Annotated in this window: 13 protein-coding genes; 7 read left to right on the top strand and 6 right to left on the bottom strand. The window is 69.1% G+C overall.

Going from position 1 to position 16,929, the window contains the following annotated elements; translation table 11 throughout:
- Positions 1 to 35: 35 nt before the first annotated feature.
- From gcvP to QZM35_RS30745, 3 genes are all read left to right on the top strand, one after another.
- Positions 36 to 2,963: an aminomethyl-transferring glycine dehydrogenase gene (gcvP, locus tag QZM35_RS30755; protein ID WP_301777411.1), complete on the top strand. Its 2,928-nt coding sequence runs from the start codon at positions 36 to 38 to the stop codon at positions 2,961 to 2,963.
- A 151-nt stretch (positions 2,964 to 3,114) separates the two neighbouring features.
- The gene (locus QZM35_RS30750) at positions 3,115 to 4,251 is read left to right on the top strand and encodes an alginate lyase family protein (protein WP_089424293.1); all 1,137 of its coding nucleotides are present in this window, start codon (positions 3,115 to 3,117) and stop codon (positions 4,249 to 4,251) included.
- Between the two features lie 30 nt (positions 4,252 to 4,281).
- The gene (locus QZM35_RS30745; protein ID WP_301777410.1) at positions 4,282 to 5,670 is read left to right on the top strand and encodes an L-serine ammonia-lyase; all 1,389 of its coding nucleotides are present in this window, start codon (positions 4,282 to 4,284) and stop codon (positions 5,668 to 5,670) included.
- A gap of 10 nt (positions 5,671 to 5,680) precedes the next feature.
- Here the strand turns inward: QZM35_RS30745 and QZM35_RS30740 are convergent, their stop codons facing one another.
- On the bottom strand, positions 5,681 to 5,965 hold the full coding sequence (locus QZM35_RS30740) for a type II toxin-antitoxin system RelE/ParE family toxin (RefSeq protein WP_089430425.1): 285 nt from the start codon (positions 5,963 to 5,965) through the stop codon (positions 5,681 to 5,683).
- On the bottom strand, positions 5,962 to 6,423 hold the full coding sequence (locus QZM35_RS30735) for a hypothetical protein (RefSeq protein ID WP_089430424.1): 462 nt from the start codon (positions 6,421 to 6,423) through the stop codon (positions 5,962 to 5,964). Before QZM35_RS30735 ends, QZM35_RS30740 begins: the two co-directional genes overlap by 4 nt.
- 326 nt (positions 6,424 to 6,749) lie before the next feature.
- On the opposite strand from QZM35_RS30735, the gene QZM35_RS30730 reads away from it, so the two are divergent.
- Positions 6,750 to 8,453: a thiamine pyrophosphate-binding protein gene (locus tag QZM35_RS30730; protein WP_301777409.1), complete on the top strand. Its 1,704-nt coding sequence runs from the start codon at positions 6,750 to 6,752 to the stop codon at positions 8,451 to 8,453.
- 7 nt (positions 8,454 to 8,460) lie between these two features.
- The gene (locus tag QZM35_RS30725; RefSeq protein WP_174974761.1) at positions 8,461 to 9,546 is read left to right on the top strand and encodes an ADP-heptose--LPS heptosyltransferase; all 1,086 of its coding nucleotides are present in this window, start codon (positions 8,461 to 8,463) and stop codon (positions 9,544 to 9,546) included.
- A gap of 182 nt (positions 9,547 to 9,728) precedes the next feature.
- Here QZM35_RS30725 and QZM35_RS30720 read toward each other — a convergent pair whose 3' ends face one another.
- The 3 genes from QZM35_RS30720 to QZM35_RS30710 all read right to left on the bottom strand — a co-directional run bounded on the left by QZM35_RS30720 (position 9,729) and on the right by QZM35_RS30710 (position 13,385).
- Complete coding sequence (locus QZM35_RS30720) at positions 9,729 to 10,763, bottom strand: helix-turn-helix domain-containing protein (RefSeq protein ID WP_089424181.1); 1,035 nt, start codon at positions 10,761 to 10,763, stop codon at positions 9,729 to 9,731.
- A 222-nt stretch (positions 10,764 to 10,985) separates the two neighbouring features.
- Complete coding sequence (locus tag QZM35_RS30715) at positions 10,986 to 11,540, bottom strand: hypothetical protein (RefSeq protein WP_174974759.1); 555 nt, start codon at positions 11,538 to 11,540, stop codon at positions 10,986 to 10,988.
- A gap of 318 nt (positions 11,541 to 11,858) precedes the next feature.
- Positions 11,859 to 13,385, bottom strand: coding sequence for an aldehyde dehydrogenase family protein (locus QZM35_RS30710; protein WP_089424179.1), 1,527 nt, complete (start codon positions 13,383 to 13,385; stop codon positions 11,859 to 11,861).
- A gap of 322 nt (positions 13,386 to 13,707) precedes the next feature.
- Here QZM35_RS30710 and QZM35_RS30705 point away from each other — a divergent pair, with 322 nt between their 5' ends.
- Positions 13,708 to 14,136, top strand: a complete 429-nt coding sequence (locus QZM35_RS30705; protein WP_089424178.1) for a pyridoxamine 5'-phosphate oxidase family protein — start codon at positions 13,708 to 13,710, stop codon at positions 14,134 to 14,136.
- A 112-nt stretch (positions 14,137 to 14,248) separates the two neighbouring features.
- Here QZM35_RS30705 and QZM35_RS30700 read toward each other — a convergent pair whose 3' ends face one another.
- A complete protein-coding gene (locus QZM35_RS30700) occupies positions 14,249 to 15,862 on the bottom strand; it encodes an MFS transporter (RefSeq protein ID WP_301777408.1) in 1,614 nt (537 codons plus the stop codon).
- Between the two features lie 155 nt (positions 15,863 to 16,017).
- On the opposite strand from QZM35_RS30700, the gene QZM35_RS30695 reads away from it, so the two are divergent.
- The gene (locus tag QZM35_RS30695) at positions 16,018 to 16,902 is read left to right on the top strand and encodes a LysR family transcriptional regulator (RefSeq protein WP_301777407.1); all 885 of its coding nucleotides are present in this window, start codon (positions 16,018 to 16,020) and stop codon (positions 16,900 to 16,902) included.
- Positions 16,903 to 16,929 lie beyond the last annotated feature (27 nt).

The raw sequence follows: 16,929 nt of genomic DNA, 5'->3' as shown, positions 1-16,929 counted from the left end.
GCTGCATCGCTCGCCCGGGCCGACCAAGGAACGCCATGAAGCTCGAACACCCGGACCGCCTGATGAACCGCACGCCCCTCTCGCTCGCCGCGCTCGAAACGCACGACGCGTTCGCCGAACGCCACATCGGCCCCGACGCCGCCAGCCAGCAGGCCATGCTCGACACGCTCGGCTTCCCGACGCGCGCCGCCCTGATCGACGCCGTGATCCCGGCCTCGATCCGCCGCGCCGAAACGCTGCCGCTCGGCCCGTTCGCGCAGCCGAAGAGCGAAGCCGAAGCCCTCGCCGCGCTGCGGGTTCTCGCGGACAAGAACCAGGTGTTCCGCTCGTATATCGGTCAGGGTTACCACGACACGCACACGCCGGCCGTCATCCTGCGCAACGTGCTCGAAAACCCGGCGTGGTACACGGCCTACACGCCGTACCAGCCCGAAATTTCCCAGGGTCGCCTCGAGGCGCTCCTGAACTTCCAGCAGATGGTCGCCGACCTCACGGGCCTCGCGATCTCGAACGCGTCGCTGCTCGACGAAGCCACCGCCGCCGCCGAAGCGATGACGCTGCTGCAGCGCACCGGCAAGCCGACGTCGAACGTGTTCTACGTCGCCGACGACGTGCTGCCGCAAACGCTCGAAGTGATCCGCACGCGCGCGCTGCCGGTCGGCATCGAGGTCAAGACCGGCCCGGCCGCCGACGCCGCGCAAGCGAATGCGTTCGGCGTGCTGCTGCAATACCCGGGCGTGAACGGCGACGTGCGCGACTACCGCGCGCTCACCGAAGCGATCCACGCGGCCGGTGGCCACGTGGTCGTCGCGGCCGACCTGCTCGCGCTGACCGTGCTCACGCCGCCGGGCGACTGGGGTGCGGACGTCGCGATCGGCAACACGCAGCGCTTCGGCGTGCCGATGGGTTTCGGCGGCCCGCACGCCGCGTATCTCGCGGTGCGTGACGAATTCAAGCGCCAGATGCCGGGCCGCCTCGTCGGCGTGACGGTCGACGCGCAGGGCAAGCCCGCGCTGCGCCTCGCGCTGCAGACGCGCGAACAGCACATCCGCCGCGAGAAGGCGACGTCGAACGTGTGTACCGCGCAGGCGCTGCTCGCGATCATGGCCAGCATGTACGCGGTCTACCACGGCCCGCACGGCCTGAAGACGATCGCGCTGCGCGTGAACCGCATCGCGGCGCTGCTCGCCGCCGGCGTGAAGCAGCTCGGCTTCGCGACCGTCAACGACACGTTCTTCGACACGCTGACGATCGACACCGGCGCGCGCACCGCGCAGGTCCACGAATTCGCGAAGGCGAAGCGCATCAACCTGCGCCGCGTGAGCGACACGCAAGTCGGCGTATCGGTCGACGAAACGACGACGCGCGACGACCTCGCCGATCTCCTCGCCGTGTTCGCGCAAGCCGCGGGCGGCACCGCACCGGCCGTCGACGCGCTGGACGCGGGCGCAGCCGGCGTCCCCGCGCTGCCGGCCGGCCTCGAGCGCACGAGCGCGTACCTGACGCACCACGTGTTCAACCGCCACCATTCCGAAACCGAAATGCTGCGCTACCTGCGCAGCCTGTCGGACAAGGATCTCGCGCTCGACCGCTCGATGATCCCGCTCGGCTCGTGCACGATGAAGCTGAACGCGACGTCGGAAATGCTGCCCGTCACGTGGCCCGAGTTCGGCCGGATCCACCCGTTCGCGCCGGCCGACCAGACCGTCGGCTACCGCGAGATGATCGACCAGCTCGAGCAGATGCTCGTGGCGGCCACCGGCTACGCGGCCGTGTCGCTGCAGCCGAACGCGGGCTCGCAGGGCGAGTACGCGGGCCTGCTGATCATTCACGCCTACCACGCATCGCGCGGCGAAGCCCATCGCGACGTGTGCCTGATCCCGGCGTCCGCCCACGGCACGAACCCGGCATCCGCGCACATGGCCGGCATGAAGGTCGTGGTCGTTGCATGCGATGCACAGGGCAACGTCGACATCGCCGATCTGAAGGCGAAGGCCGACGCGCACGCGAAGGACCTCGCTGCAATCATGATCACGTACCCGTCGACGCACGGCGTGTTCGAGCAGAACGTCCGCGAGATCTGCGAGATCGTCCATGCGCACGGCGGCCAGGTGTACGTCGACGGCGCGAACATGAACGCGATGGTCGGCCTGACCGCGCCGGGCCAGTTCGGCGGCGACGTGTCGCACCTGAACCTGCACAAGACCTTCTGTATCCCGCACGGCGGCGGCGGCCCGGGCGTCGGTCCGGTCGCGGTCGGCGCGCATCTCGCGAAGTTCCTGCCGAACCAGCGTTCGACCGGCTACACGCGTGAGGAAGACGGCATCGGCGCGGTATCGGCCGCGCCGTACGGCTCGGCGTCGATCCTGCCGATCTCGTGGATGTACATCGCGATGATGGGCGCGAAGAACCTGACCGCCGCCACCGAAACCGCGATCCTCAACGCGAACTACATCGCGAAGCGCCTCGCGCCGCATTACCCGGTGCTGTATTCGGGCCCGGGCGGGCTGGTCGCGCACGAGTGCATTCTCGACCTGCGTCCGATCAAGGAAACGAGCGGCATCAGCGTCGACGACGTCGCGAAGCGCCTGATGGACTATGGCTTCCACGCGCCGACGATGAGCTTCCCGGTGCCGGGCACGCTGATGGTCGAGCCGACCGAATCGGAATCGCAGGAAGAACTCGACCGCTTCATCGCCGCGATGATCGCGATCCGCGACGAAATCCGCGCCGTCGAGGAAGGCCGCGCCGACCGCGAGGACAATCCGCTGCGTCACGCGCCGCACACCGCGGCCGTCGTCACCGCGAACGAATGGCCGCACGCGTACTCGCGCGAGCAGGCTGCGTACCCGGTGGCGTCGCTGGGCACGAACAAGTACTGGCCGCCGGTCGGCCGCGCGGACAACGTCTACGGCGACCGCAACCTGTTCTGCTCGTGCGTGCCGATGTCGGACTACGCATAACGCGCGCCAGGCCAGGAGCCGCCCGATGGTGACCGCACCGCACGCAACCCGGAGTTGCGTGCGGTTTTTTTGTTCGCCGCTCGAACCGGTTCACGTTCGTCCGCCAATCCGGCTAACATCACACGCGATCCAGCCAATGAAGGAGTTCCGCATGGTGCGTCCGATGTTTCCGGGCCATGGTGCAATGCAAGGGCGGCCGCGCGCGCGCCGCGTCGTGCCGATGCTCGTCGCGTCGCTGTCGTTTGCCGCCGCCGGTCTCGGCGCGTCCGGCAGCGCGCGCGCGGCGATGAATTTCTGCGCGGCGCCGGCACTGCAGGCGAGCGAGACGACACAGGCCGAGCCGGGCATCCAGGCGCTGATCCGCAGCGTCGACGCGCGCATCGGCGAGCAGCCGAAGGCGATGGCGCGCGTGCACACCGAGGGCACGCTGCCGCACGAAGGCATCTACGACCAGAGTGCCGCCGCGCTGAAGGATCTCGACCTGATGCGCGATGCCGCGCTCGCGTGGCGCGTGACGAACGCGCCGCGCTACCTGCAGCTCGTCGACCGCTTCCTGTCCGCGTGGGTCGCGACCTACCAGCCGAGCTTCAACCCGATCGACGAGACGCGCTTCGACAGCCTGATCGTCGCGTACGACATGACCGCGAGCGCGCTGCCGGTGAAGACCCGCAACGCGACGGCCGCGTTCATCGCGAAGCTCGGCGCCGGCTACGTCGCGCAGATCGACGCGCAGAAGCGTCCGCTCACGGGCACCTGGCGCAACAACTGGCAGAGCCACCGGATCAAGCTGATCGCGCTGTCCGCGTTCACGCTCGGCGACCGCAAGATGATGAACGCCGCGCAGCGGCTGTTCGTCGAGCATCTCGCCGACAACATCGGCCCGGACGGCAAGACCTGGGACTTCGAGGAACGCGATGCGCTGCATTACGCGGTCTACGACCTGCAGCCGCTGGTGACGGCCGCGCTCGCCGCGCGCCGCTTCAACCGCAACTGGCTGCGCGAACGGGGCGCGAACGGCGCGACGCTCGCGGCCGCGCTCGACTGGCTCGTGCCGTACGCGCTCGGCGAAAAAACGCACGAGGAATTCGTGAATTCGCCGGTGCCGTTCGATGCGAAGCGCCGCGAGGCCGGCCTGCCGGGCTACACGGGGCAGTGGGACCCGAAAAACGCCACCGAACTCTTTCATCTGGCCGCGCGGCTCGACGGGCGCTACGCCCGCGTCGCGCAGCAGCTTTCCCCAACGCCGCCCGCATGGCTCGCCGCGTGCCTGCCATTGCAGGCGCGCTAGCATTATTCTTAAAGCAAGGCAGAAATCACTATGGCAGTCAGCGTCTTTGACCTTTTCAAGATCGGCATCGGTCCGTCCAGTTCGCATACGGTCGGGCCGATGCGCGCGGCGCTGATGTTCGTCCAGGGACTCGAGCGTGACGGGCAACTCGCGGCGACGGCCCACGTGAAGGTCGAGCTGTACGGCTCACTCGGCGCAACCGGCAAGGGCCACGGCACCGATCGCGGCGTGATGCTCGGCCTGCTCGGCGATGCGCCCGACACCGTCGATCCCGACACGATCGACGCGCGGCTGGAAAACATCCGACAATCGAAGCAGCTCGCGCTGCTGGGCACGCATCCGGTGCCGTTCGTGCTGAAGGAGAACATCGCGTTCTACCGTCAGGCGCTGCCCGAGCACCCGAACGGGATGAAACTGCGCGCGTCCGACGCGAGCGGCAACGTGCTGGTCGAGCGCACCTACCTGTCGGTCGGCGGCGGCTTCGTCGTGACGGCCGGCGCACCGAACACGAAGGTGCTGAGCGCGGCCGAGCAGATGACCCACCCGTTCCGCACCGGCGCCGAGCTGCTCGCGCTGACCGAGTCGACCGGCAAGTCGATCGCGCAACTGATGTGGGAAAACGAGCGCGCGTGGCACACCGAGGAAGAGACGCGCGACGGCCTGCTGAAGATCTGGGCCGTGATGCAGTCGTGCGTGTCGCGCGGCTGCGGGATCGGCAACCCGGAAGCCGACGGCAACCTGCCCGGCCCGTTCCAGGTCAAGCGCCGCGCGCCGCAGCTGTACCGCACGCTGACGGGCAGCCCCGAGCGCGCGCTGCAGGATCCGCTGTCGATGATTGACTGGATCAACCTGTACGCGATCGCGGTCAATGAGGAAAACGCGGCCGGCGGCCGCGTCGTCACCGCGCCGACCAACGGCGCGGCCGGCATCATCCCGGCCGTGCTGCACTACTACACGCGCTTCACGCCCGGTGCGAACGAACAGGGCGTGATCGACTTCCTGCTGACGGCAGCCGCGATCGGCATTCTTTACAAGCTGAATGCGTCGATCTCCGGCGCGGAAGTCGGTTGCCAGGGCGAAGTGGGCGTCGCGTGCTCGATGGCGGCCGGCGCGCTCGCGGCCGTACTCGGCGGCACGCCGCAGCAGGTCGAGAACGCGGCCGAGATCGGGATGGAACACAACCTCGGCCTCACCTGCGACCCGGTCGGCGGGATGGTGCAGATCCCGTGCATCGAGCGCAACGCGATGGCGTCGGTGAAGGCGGTCAACGCGGCGCGCATGGCGCTGCGCGGCGACGGCTCGCACTACGTGTCGCTCGACTCGGTGATCAAGACGATGCGCGAGACGGGCGCCGACATGAAGACGAAGTACAAGGAAACGTCGCGCGGCGGGCTGGCGGTGAATATCGTCGAGTGCTGAGCGCGGCGCGTCACGGCCACTGCCGGCGCGCATGCAGTACACGGAGAATCTCCACGATGCCGTCGGCTGGCCGAATGCGATACACCAGTACATAATTCGGCGCGATCACCAGTTCGCGCGTGTCCGGCACGCGCCCCAGTCGATACAGCTCCGCGCGCGCCGGCAGCGACGCGGCCTTTGCCTCCAGCAGTTCGTCCAGTTCCAGCGCGGCCAGTGGATTGTCATGACCGATATAGTCGAGGATCGCAACGCGATCCTCGTACGCCTTCGGATGCCAGTGCAGTACGAGGGTCAAGAAGCATCACCCTGCTTGCCGGCAATCCTCCGACGCAGCGCATCGCGACGTGCCTCGAACCCGGCCCTGACTTCTGCGTCGGGAATCGAGGGGCGCGGGTCGTCCAGCGCCTGCTGCACCTGCTCGCGAAACCAGCGATCGTGAGCGGCCGCTTCGTGGGCCACTTTCAGCGCCTCGGCACGATCGGGCCGGGTCGTCCGGCCGGGCGCCTCCGGATCGAAGCCGGCCGCATCGACATCGAACCGGCTGATGCCGATGTCGCGCAAAAAGCCGACCAGCGTTTCAAAGCGACGGAACACGCGCACATCGCCGCGTTTGGCCGACAGGAAGCGTTCGTTCGCACCACAGCGGGCCGACAGCGCCCAGCCGTTGCCGCAGCCGACCACTCGCGCCGCACGTACGGCGCCCGCTTCGACGAGCTGGGTGAGCGTCTTCTGGTCGATCGTCTCGGTTGTCATGCCGTTCCTTGATTTCGTCAGTCGTTTCGACGGAAATTTTACTATTGAATGAGTTCCCATTTTATTGTTAATTGGGCGACATATTCGCGGAGGGTGAAACGGAAATTTGGCTGGATCCTTGTTGCCCCCAACTTTCCATCATCGGGCTATCGCCCACAAGCCGGCCTTTTGGCCATCGCGCACCACCGGCGATCCAGCATGCCTTCCCTTCTCCACGGCAGCCCGATCTATTCCCCCTTGTTCCGACACTTTTCAGCAGACGGCGTACCGGCGCCCCGCCAACGGGCGTAAGCTGTACGTCCCGCTACCCAGGGAGACGGCAGCCCATGTCGCATTCCAAGGATCTCGAGCAGCCCGCCACCAGCGGCGCGCGACTGCTCGTCGATGCGTTGCTCGCCAATCACGTCGAACGCGTGTTCTGCGTGCCGGGCGAGAGTTTCCTCGCCGTACTCGATGCGCTGGCGGACGACACCGCGCGCATTCAGACGGTCGTCTGCCGCCACGAGGCGGCCGCCGCGAACATGGCCGAGGCCGTCGGCAAGCTCACCGGCCGCCCCGGCATCGCGTTCGTCACACGCGGCCCCGGCGCGACCCATGCGTCGATCGGCGTGCACACCGCGTTCCAGGATTCGACGCCGATGATCCTCTTCGTCGGCCAGTGCGCACGCGAGCACCTCGACCGCGAAGCCTTCCAGGAAATCGACTACCGGCGGATGTTCGGCCAGATGGCGAAATGGGTCGCGCAGATCGACGACCCGCGCCGCATTCCCGAATACCTGAGCCACGCGTTCCACGTCGCGACGTCCGGCCGCCCCGGCCCGGTCGTGCTCGCGCTGCCGGAAGACGTGCTGTCCGAAGCGTGCGCGCCGCAGCCGGTCGTGCCGGCCGCGAAACGCGTCGCGGCCGCGCCGTCGGCCGCGCAGCTCGACGAGCTGCGCGAGCGGCTCGCGCGCGCCGAGCGGCCGTTCGCGATCGTCGGCGGCAGCGGCTGGACACCCGACGCATGCGCGAACCTGCGCACCTTCGTCGAGCGCTGGCAGCTGCCGGTGGCCTGCGCGTTCCGCTACCAGGACACGATCGACAACGCGCACCCGAACTACGCGGGCGACGTCGGGCTCGGGATCAACCCCGCGCTCGCGAAGCGCATCCGCGACGCCGACCTGCTGCTCGTGATCGGGCCGCGCCTCGGCGAAGCGACGACCGGCGGCTACACGCTGCTCGACATCCCGAAGACGCGCCAGACGCTGATTCACGTGCATCAAGGTGCGGACGAGCTTGGCCGCGTGTATGCGGCTGACCTGCCGATCGTGTCGGGCATGCCCGAAATCGCCGCGCCGCTCGCCGCGCTCGAGCCGCCCGAGCACCCGGCGTGGGCCGGCACCGCTGCCGATGCGCATCGTGCGTATCGCGAATGGCATGCGCCGCTGCCGATGCCCGGCGACGTCCAGCTCGGCGACGTGATGGTGCAGCTGCGCGAGCGCCTGCCGCATGACGCGATCCTCACCAACGGCGCCGGCAACTATGCGATCTGGCTGCATCGCCACTTCGCGTACCGGCACTTCCGCTCGCAGCTCGCGCCGACCAGCGGCGCGATGGGCTACGGCGTGCCGGCCGCGCTTGCCGCGAAGTCGCTGTACCCGTCGCGCGCCGTCGTCGCGCTCGCGGGCGACGGCTGCTTCATGATGGCCGGCAACGAGCTCGCGACCGCGATGCAGTACGGGCTGAACATCGTCGTGATCGTCGTCAACAACGGGCATTTCGGCACGATCCGCATGCATCAGGAGCGTAACTACCCGGGGCGCGTGCATGGCACGGGGCTCACGAATCCCGATTTCGCCGCGTATGCGCGTGCGTTCGGCGCACATGGCGAGACCGTCGAGCGCACCGCCGATTTCGCGCCCGCGCTCGAGCGCGCACTGACCTGCGGGCTGCCCGCGCTGATCGAGATCCGCATCCCGCAGGACGCCAGCACGCCGGCCGCGACACTCGAACAGATCCGCGAACAGGGCCGTCGCGCACGCGGTGGGTGACGGGGACATGCACGCCGCGCCGCACGCCGTCGCGCTGTCGCACGACGCCGCACTCACGTACCCCGGCACGCTGCTCGCGCCGGACGGCACGCTCGTCGCGCCTTACGATCTGGAGCACGGCGGTGCGCGTGCCGTCGGCCACGTGCCTGCCGCGCCCCCACGCGGCCTGCTGCACGCCGCGCACCGGCCGTTCCGGCTCGACTATGACCGTGCACGGCACGTACACGTGATCAACGGGATGGGTGTCACGCTCGGCGATTCGGTGATCGGGCTCACGGCACTCGCCGCGTTGCGCGCCGCGCACCCGGGCCTGCACTTCACGCTGTATCGACCGGCCTGCGCGCCGGGTTATGTCGAGGCGCTGTATGCGCTCGCGGCCGACAGCGTCGCGCCGTCGCGCGCACTGCCGTACCCCGCCGGCGCGCTGCCGGCGGACGCGCCGTGCATCGACGTCGGCAATCACCTGTACTGGCCCGCGTTCGCGCGGCTGCCGATGATCGATTTCTTCCTCGACGCGCTCGGCGTGGAGCCCGCGTCGGTGCCGGCGTCGGCCAAGCGCAACCGCTGGCTCGCGCAGTTGCCGCTGCCTGCGTTGCCTGCGCAATGGCAACGCCCGTACGTGCTGTTCTGCGCGACCGCGAGCACCGCGTTGCGCAGCGTGCCGCCGGCACTGCAGGCGACGATCGTCGAGCAGCTCGTGCAGCGCTACGGGTTGCCGGTAGCCGGGTTCTGGCCCGTCGCGCATCCCGCCTATGTCGACGTGAGCGCCGATGCGGCCGGCGGTACGGCCCGGTTCATGGCATGGATCAAGGGTGCCAGCGTGCTGTTCGCGCCCGACACGGCAGCGCTCCATCTCGCCGACGGTTTCGACGTGCCGACGCTCGCGTGCTTCACGACGATCGGGCCGACGCTGCGCGTGCGCGACTATCCGCATTGCGTGCCGGTCGCGCTCGACGTGCCCGCTGAATTGCGCGGGATGCATCGCAGCGAACGGCCGGCCGATCTCGCGGCGGTCGAGGCCGCCTATCGCGCGATCGACTGGGATGCGCTGGCGTGGCCCGCGCCGCGCGAAACGGCGGCTACGGCCGAATAGGGACACAAGGTGCGGCGGCCAGTTGCGAGGCCGAAAGCGTCGCCGCCTGAGCCTGAGCCTGAGCCTGAGCCTGAGCCTGAGCCTGAGCCTGAGCCTGAGCCTGAGCCTGAGCCTGAGCCTGAGCCTGAGCCGGTGCCGAAGGCGGCGTCTAAACCAGAGCCGCTTCGCCTACCACCCCGCGCTCACCCCGCCGCCACCATCACCGCGCGCTCGCGCAGCGTCTCCGACGGCCGCTTGCCGAACAGCCGCCGGTAATCCGTCGCGAACTGGCTGAGATGCCAGAAGCCCCATGCCTCCGCCACGTCCTGCACCGAGCCGGCCGCGCGGCCGCACAGGTCACGCCGCGCGCCGTTCAGCCGCAACGTGCGCAGATAGGTCGCGGGCGCCATGCCGAGCACGTCCTGGAAGCAGTACTGCAGCGTGCGCCGGCTCACGTGCAACTGCTCGCACAGCTCGGGTACGCCGACCGGGCGCGTGCGGTGGGCGAGCACGTAGTCGCGCGCCTGTTCGACGATCCAGCGGCGCATCGACGGCGCACGGCCTGAATCGTCGTCGGCCGGCTGCGCGCACGCGTCGAACAGCGCGGCCAGCACCTCGCCCTGCAGGTCGTCGCGCTGCGCATCGGCCAGCGGGCCGGCCATCGCCATCGCGCCGTCGAGCCGGCGGCCGAGCAGCGCGCACAGGCGCGCGAGCCGCGCATCGCCAACCTGCATCACGCGCTGCGTGAACAGCCGCTCGTCGAGCGCACAGTGCTCGACCTCTTCCGCGTAGCGGCGCAGCACGTCGCCGCGCACGACGACACCGTAGATCGAGAACTGCGCGGGCGTCACCAGTTCGAATTCGACGTTGCCGGGCCGGAACGCGAGCGCACCCGGCCCGATGCGGCACGCATCGACGCGCGCGGTGCCGTCGCTCACGAGCGGAATGCCGAACCAGTACGCATCGCCGCGCACCTCACACGCCTGGCGCAGCAGGTGGCTCGTCGATTCGCGAAACAGCTTCATCGTGTCGAGCGGCAGCTCGGTCAATGTGCCGACGAATCGGCCGGCCGCGAGCTGGTCGTAGGTCTGCCGCCAGCCGATCAGGTTGCGCGCCTGCTCGTCGGCATCATGCGCGACGCTGACGACCGCCTGCCCGGCCAGCGCGTCGTCGCCCTGCGCGTTGCGCCGCGTGTCTTCGGCCGTCGGTTCTTCGCTGCACGCCACGTATTGGTCCATCGTGTCCTCCCTCACCTGCCCGGAACCGCACCTGCCACGCAAGTCCCGTGCCGAACAGCGCGCGCCCCGCGCAAAGTCCGTCATTCGACGCTGCGCGGCACGGACGCGCCATGCGGGCATGCCCGAACGCCTTGTCGCACGCACCCCGTCGGTGCGGCACGCGCCGCGCCGGCGCATCCGCATCCGGTACGCGTCGCGCGCCCGGCAATGCGCGACGGCCGGCTAGCCACCGTTCGCGGGCCGCAACCGCACGACGCGCGTGCCGCAATTGCCGTACGCCTGCGCGACCGCCAACTCGACGATCGCGCTGCCGGCCGGCCACGGCGCCGCGTCCGCCTCGGACAGATCCGTCCGCAGCGTCGCGCGCCCGTTGATCCGGTAACGGATACCGCGCACGAAGTCGACGAACAGCAACCCGACGCCGCTGCCGTTACACCGCGCCGCGTCAATCCGGCCACCGTCGCTCTCGCCGTACACCGGCAACACGAAGCGCAGCGTCTTCGTATCGATCACGCGCACGACCGGCAGCAGGTCGCCGTTCGCGTCGCGCCGGCTCTGCACGATGTCGCAGCTCACGCCCGCCTGCCCGCCGCACGCCGTGCCGACGAACATGAATGGCTGCGTCTCGATGAACTGACGCACGCCCATGCTCAGCCGCGTCGTCACGACGTCGCTCATCCGCTCGGCCTCGTCGGCGACGCCGAAACGGTGTTGCGCGTCGAGTTCACCCGCGTGGAACACGGGATGGCGCGGATAGGATCGGGGCGGTTCTGACATGGAGTTTTACGTCCGGTGCGCCGGCTCGACTTGCCGCCGCGAGCAAACGACCATCGGTATCGTTTCCGGCGAAGACCGCGACAATGCGCGGCCGGAACCAGATTGCAAATGCGAATGGGCGGAAACGGTCAATCTCCGGATCGCCGGTCGGCCGCGCGGCACGCATCCGCGCACCGGTCGTCGGCCAGGCAGCCACCGCCGCCCGGCGCGACACGCGTTCAACGACCCTCCGGTATCCGAAGCTTTACCGCTCGAGACGGCGCCCCGAGCGGCCGACGCATACCGCGCCGCCGGCCGGCCAGGACGCCCACACTCGGATCAGAAGAACCCGAGCGCCTCGGCCTGGTAGCTCACCAGCAGGCACTTCGTCTGCTGGTAATTCGACAGCGCCATCTTGTGCGTCTCGCGGCCGATCCCCGACTGCTTGTAGCCCCCGAACGCCGCATGCGCGGGATACAGGTGGTAGCAGTTGGTCCACACGCGGCCGGCTTCGACCTCGCGGCCCATCCGGTACGCGCGCGTGCCGTTGCGCGTCCACACGCCCGCGCCGAGCCCGTAGAACGTGTCGTTCGCGAGTTCGATCGCGTCCTGCTCGTCCTTGAACGTCATCACCGACGCGACCGGCCCGAAGATCTCTTCCTGGAACACGCGCATCTTGTTGTTGCCGAGCAGCATCGTCGGCTTCACGTAATAGCCCGTGCCGAGCTCCGCCGCCGGCGCCGTGCGCTCGCCGCCGGTCAGGCATTGCGCGCCTTCGCCGCGACCGATGTCGATGTACGACAGGATCTTGTCGAGCTGCTGCTGCGAAGCCTGCGCGCCGATCATCGTCTGCAGGTCGAGCGGATGGCCGGCCTTGATGCGCTCGACCCGCGCGACCGCCTTCTCGATGAACTTCTCGTAGATCGATTCCTGGATCAGGATCCGCGACGGGCACGTGCACACTTCGCCCTGGTTCAGCGCGAACATCGCGAGCCCTTCGAGCGCCTTGTCGAGGAACGCGTCGTCCTGGTCGAGCACGTCGGCGAAGAAGATGTTCGGGCTCTTGCCGCCCAGTTCGACCGTCGACGGGATCAGGCTGTCGGCCGCCGCGCGCAGGATGTGCTTGCCGACCGGCGTCGAGCCGGTGAACGCGATCTTCGCGATGCGCTTGCTGGTCGCGAGCGCTTCGCCCGCTTCCTTGCCGAAGCCGTTCACGATGTTGATCGTGCCGGCCGGGAACAGGTCGCCGATCAGCTCCATCAGCACCAGCACCGACGCGGGCGTCTGCTCGGCCGGCTTCATCACCACGCAGCAGCCGGCCGCGAGCGCCGGCGCGAGCTTCCATGCGGCCATCAGCAGCGGGAAGTTCCACGGGATGATCTGGCCGACGACGCCGAGCGGCTCGTGGAAGTGGTACGCGACGGTGTTGTCGTCGATTTCGGAGATGCCGCCTTCCTGCGCGCGGATGCAGCCCGCGAAATAGCGGAAGTGGTCGATGGCGAGCGGCAGGTCGGCCGCCATCGTCTCGCGCAGCGGCTTGCCGTTGTCGATCGTCTCGGCCACGGCCAGCAGCTTCAGGTTCTTTTCCATCCGGTCGGCGGCGGCGAGCAGCAGGTTCGCGCGCTCGGCAACCGACGTCTTGCCCCACTTGCGGCGTGCGGCGTGCGCGGCGTCGAGCGCGAGTTCGATGTCGTCGGCGCCCGAGCGCGGGATGCGACAGAACGGCTGGCCGTTGATCGGCGATACGTTCTCGAAGTACTCACCTTTCACCGGCGGAACCCACTTGCCGCCGATGTAGTTGTCGTATTGCTGACGGTACGGGTATTCGACGTCGAGGCCCAGTTGCTTCAGGTCAAACGGGTTCATACATGTCTCCTGTTCATCGTGCTTGTGTGAGTACAGCGCCGGTTGGAATTGCGCTGCACTCGTTTACGCAACATGCGTGCCAAACAGGACCGAAGCACGGCAACCGCGGCCGGCCCGCGTGCGCACCGTGCCGTGTTCACCGACGCAGCATGGCGGGTGTGCCGATTCTGAACAGCATGGTTGCGCAGCGCGCCGGGGCGGTGTTCGAAATTTCAACAGTGCGCGAGCGCAGCTGCGCGCGGAGGCAGGCCGCGCCGCGTGGCATGTCGCTTGCGTGCGCCCTGTGCATTCCTACGCAACGGCATGTGCGCCGAACCACACCATGAACGATCGCGGCCCCCTGACCGACGACGCCATCGCGTTCATCCGCGAGCAGGCGTTCCTGATCGTCGCGACCGCCGACGCGGCCGGCAACAGCGACTGCTCGTACCGCGGCCGCCAGCCGCGCGCGGACGGCTCGTTCGAGCCGCTCGTCGACCTGCCCGACCGCCGCACGCTCGTGCTGCCCGACTTCGCGGGCAACCACCTGTTCAACACGATCGGCAACCTGCTGGTGAATCCGGCCATCGCGCTGCTGTTCGTCGACTTCGTGCGGCAGACGACCTGGCTCGTGCAGGGCCATGCGACGATCGACGAGGAGGCAGGAAGCCGTGCGCATCTGTGGCCCGATGCGCGGCGCTATGTGGTGGTTGAAGTGGCGCATGCCCAGGCACGGGCGGATGCGACGCTGCCGCCGCTGGTGCTGGCTTGAGGGTCGAGGCGGATCGTCAGCGTGCGAATGCGGCAATGACGAAATCGATGACGAAATAGGACGACGCTCCGGCCGCCGTGGCCGGAGCCGCCCGTGCGCGACGACGCGTGGCTCAACGCGCGTGCGTCTCCGCACAAGCCGGTTCGATCCGGTTGCGCACCGGCACGTCGGCATGCGCGTGCTCGTCGGTATCGTCGCCCGTTTCGGTAGCCGCCGGTCGCCCACCAAGAAACGCAAACACCACCCCCGCACACAGCACCGTCACGACCGCCAGCCCGATCAACAACCGATCGAACGCATGCGTGTAACTCGCGAGCAGCGCCGCATGCCCGACACCCGGCAGCGCAACCGCCGCACCCGCAAGATCACCGGTCGCGAGCCGCGCCGCCGCACGCAGCGTCGCGTCGGGCGTGCCGGCGGCACCCGCCGCCTGCGTCAGCCCCGTCCGCGCGAGCCCAGCCAGCACCGCACCCACGATCGCGAGCGCGATCCCTTCGCCGGCCACGCGCGTCGTGCTGAAGATCCCCGTCGCCATCCCCGCGCGCTCCTTCGGCACGACGCTCACCGACAGCCCGTCCATCAGCCCCCACGGCATCCCGGCGCCGACGCCGATCGTCACCATCGGCGCGATCGCCGCGGCCCCCGCGCCGCCACGCAGCGCGATGCCCAGCCACACGAGCCCGGCCGCCGCGATCAGGAGCCCGAACCCCGAGATCACGCCGGCCGACAGCCAGCGCGTGAGCGTCGCCGCGATGAACGGCACGATCAGCATCGGCGCGGAAATCGCGAGCATCAGCCAGCCGGCGTCGATCTCGCTGAAGCCGTCGATGCCGATGAAGCGCAGCGGCAGCACGACGAGCAGCACGATGTAGCAGCAGCAGGTCGACACCGGCAGCACCTGCACGCCGACGAAGCGCGCGATCCGGAACAGCGACAGATCGAGCATCGGCCGCGCGACGCGCGTCTCGATCGCGACGAACGCCCACGCACCGAGCGCCGCGCCTGCCAGCAGCGCGATCACCAGCGGGCTCGTCCAGCCGCGCGCGGGCGCCTCGATCACGCCGAACGTGAACAGCGTCAGTGCGGTGGTGAACGCGGCCGTGCCGGGCCAGTCGAGCCCCGTCGCATGCGGGTCGCGCGACTCGTGCATGCGCGGCAGCCCGAATACGAGCGACAGCCCGCCGGCCACCGCGCTCGTCACGAAGATCGCGCGCCAGCCGTAATGCCCGATCAGCGCGCCGGCGAGCACCGGCCCGAACGCGAGCCCGATGCCGAAGGTCGTGCCGAGCAGGCTGAATGCGCGCGTGCGCGCCGCGCCGTCGAACTCCTGCGCGAGCGCGGCCGTGCCGCCCGCGAGCGCCGCGGCCGCCGCGAGCCCTTGCGCGGCGCGCAGCAGGTCGACCGCGAGCATCGACGGCGCGAACGCGAGCGCGACCGACATCAGCGTGAAGCCGCCGACGCCGACCGCGAACAGGCGCTTGCGGCCGAACTGGTCGGCCAGCGCGCCGGCCGCCATCAGGAAACTGCCGAACGCGAGCATGAACGCGTTGGTGATCCAGTTCATCGCGACCGTCCCGCCGTGCAGGTCGCGGCCGATCGCGGGCGTCGCGACGGCGCCGCCCGAAAACGACAGCGGCAGCGCGACGGCGGCCAGGCAGACGGCGGCCAGCACCCACGCGCGCCGGCGTGCCGACTGAGCCGAAGCGGCTGAAAAAGGCTGATCCATCATCGCTCCTCGAAAAGCCGGCGCGGATGCGCCGTCAGAGCGACAGAAGATAAATCCGATTCAATCGGCGAAAAACCACGCAAAGCTCCGTATATAACGGACTAAAATTCCGCAATTGACCCGCTCGCGTGCGTCGCCGCACGTCCTTCGATTCGATGGAAAACCTCACCGGCATCGTCGCCTTCGTCCGCACCGCCGAAGCCTTGAGCTTCGTCGCGGCCGGCCGCGCGCTCGGCATCTCGGCGTCGGCGGTCGGCAAGACGATCGCGAAACTCGAGCAGTCGCTCGGCGTGCGCCTGTTCAACCGCACGACGCGGCGCGTCACGCTCACCGAAGAGGGGCGGCACTTCTATGAACGCTGCCAGCGGATCCTCGCGGATTTCCGCGACGCGGAAGCGACCGTGACGGCCTCCGCGCAGCGCCCGCGCGGCAAGCTGCGCGTGAGCCTGCCGGTGATCGGCTACCGCTTCCTGCTGCCGGTGCTGCCTGAATTCCGGCGGCGCTACCCGGACGTCGAGCTTGATCTCGATTTCAACGACCGGATGGTGGACGTCGTCGAAGGCGGCTTCGACGCGGTGATCCGCAGTGGCCCGCTGTCGGATTCGAGCCTGATGTCGCGGCGGCTCGGCCCGTTCGCGTTCGTGCTGTGCGCGACGCCCGCGTATCTCGCGCAGGCCGGCACGCCGCGCACGCCGCGCGATCTCGAAGCGCACGAATGCGTGCGCTACTGCTTCCCGACCACCGGCAAGCTGCAGGACTGGGCGCTCGCGGCCGACGACGGCACGCCGCTGAAGCTGCGCACCGCGCTGACCTGCAACAACATGGAGGCATTGCGCGGTACCGTGCTCGCGGGGCTCGGCATCGGCTACATGCCCGACTTCCTCGCGCGCGATGCGCTTGAGCAGGGCGCACTCGTCACCGTGCTCGACGACTACCGGATCGCGCCGGGGCAATTCTCGATCGTGTGGCCGTCGAGCCGGCAGTTGTCACCGAAACTGCGTGTGTTCGTCGATTTTCTGTGCGAGCGGCTGTTCAGATAGCCGCCCGTCGGGCCGCTCGAACGGCTC

Source organism: Burkholderia sp. AU45274 (genome assembly GCF_030482505.1).
Lineage (GTDB): Bacteria > Pseudomonadota > Gammaproteobacteria > Burkholderiales > Burkholderiaceae > Burkholderia.
Note: the sequence above shows the minus strand (reverse complement) of the source record. Positions and strands in the feature narration are given on the sequence as shown.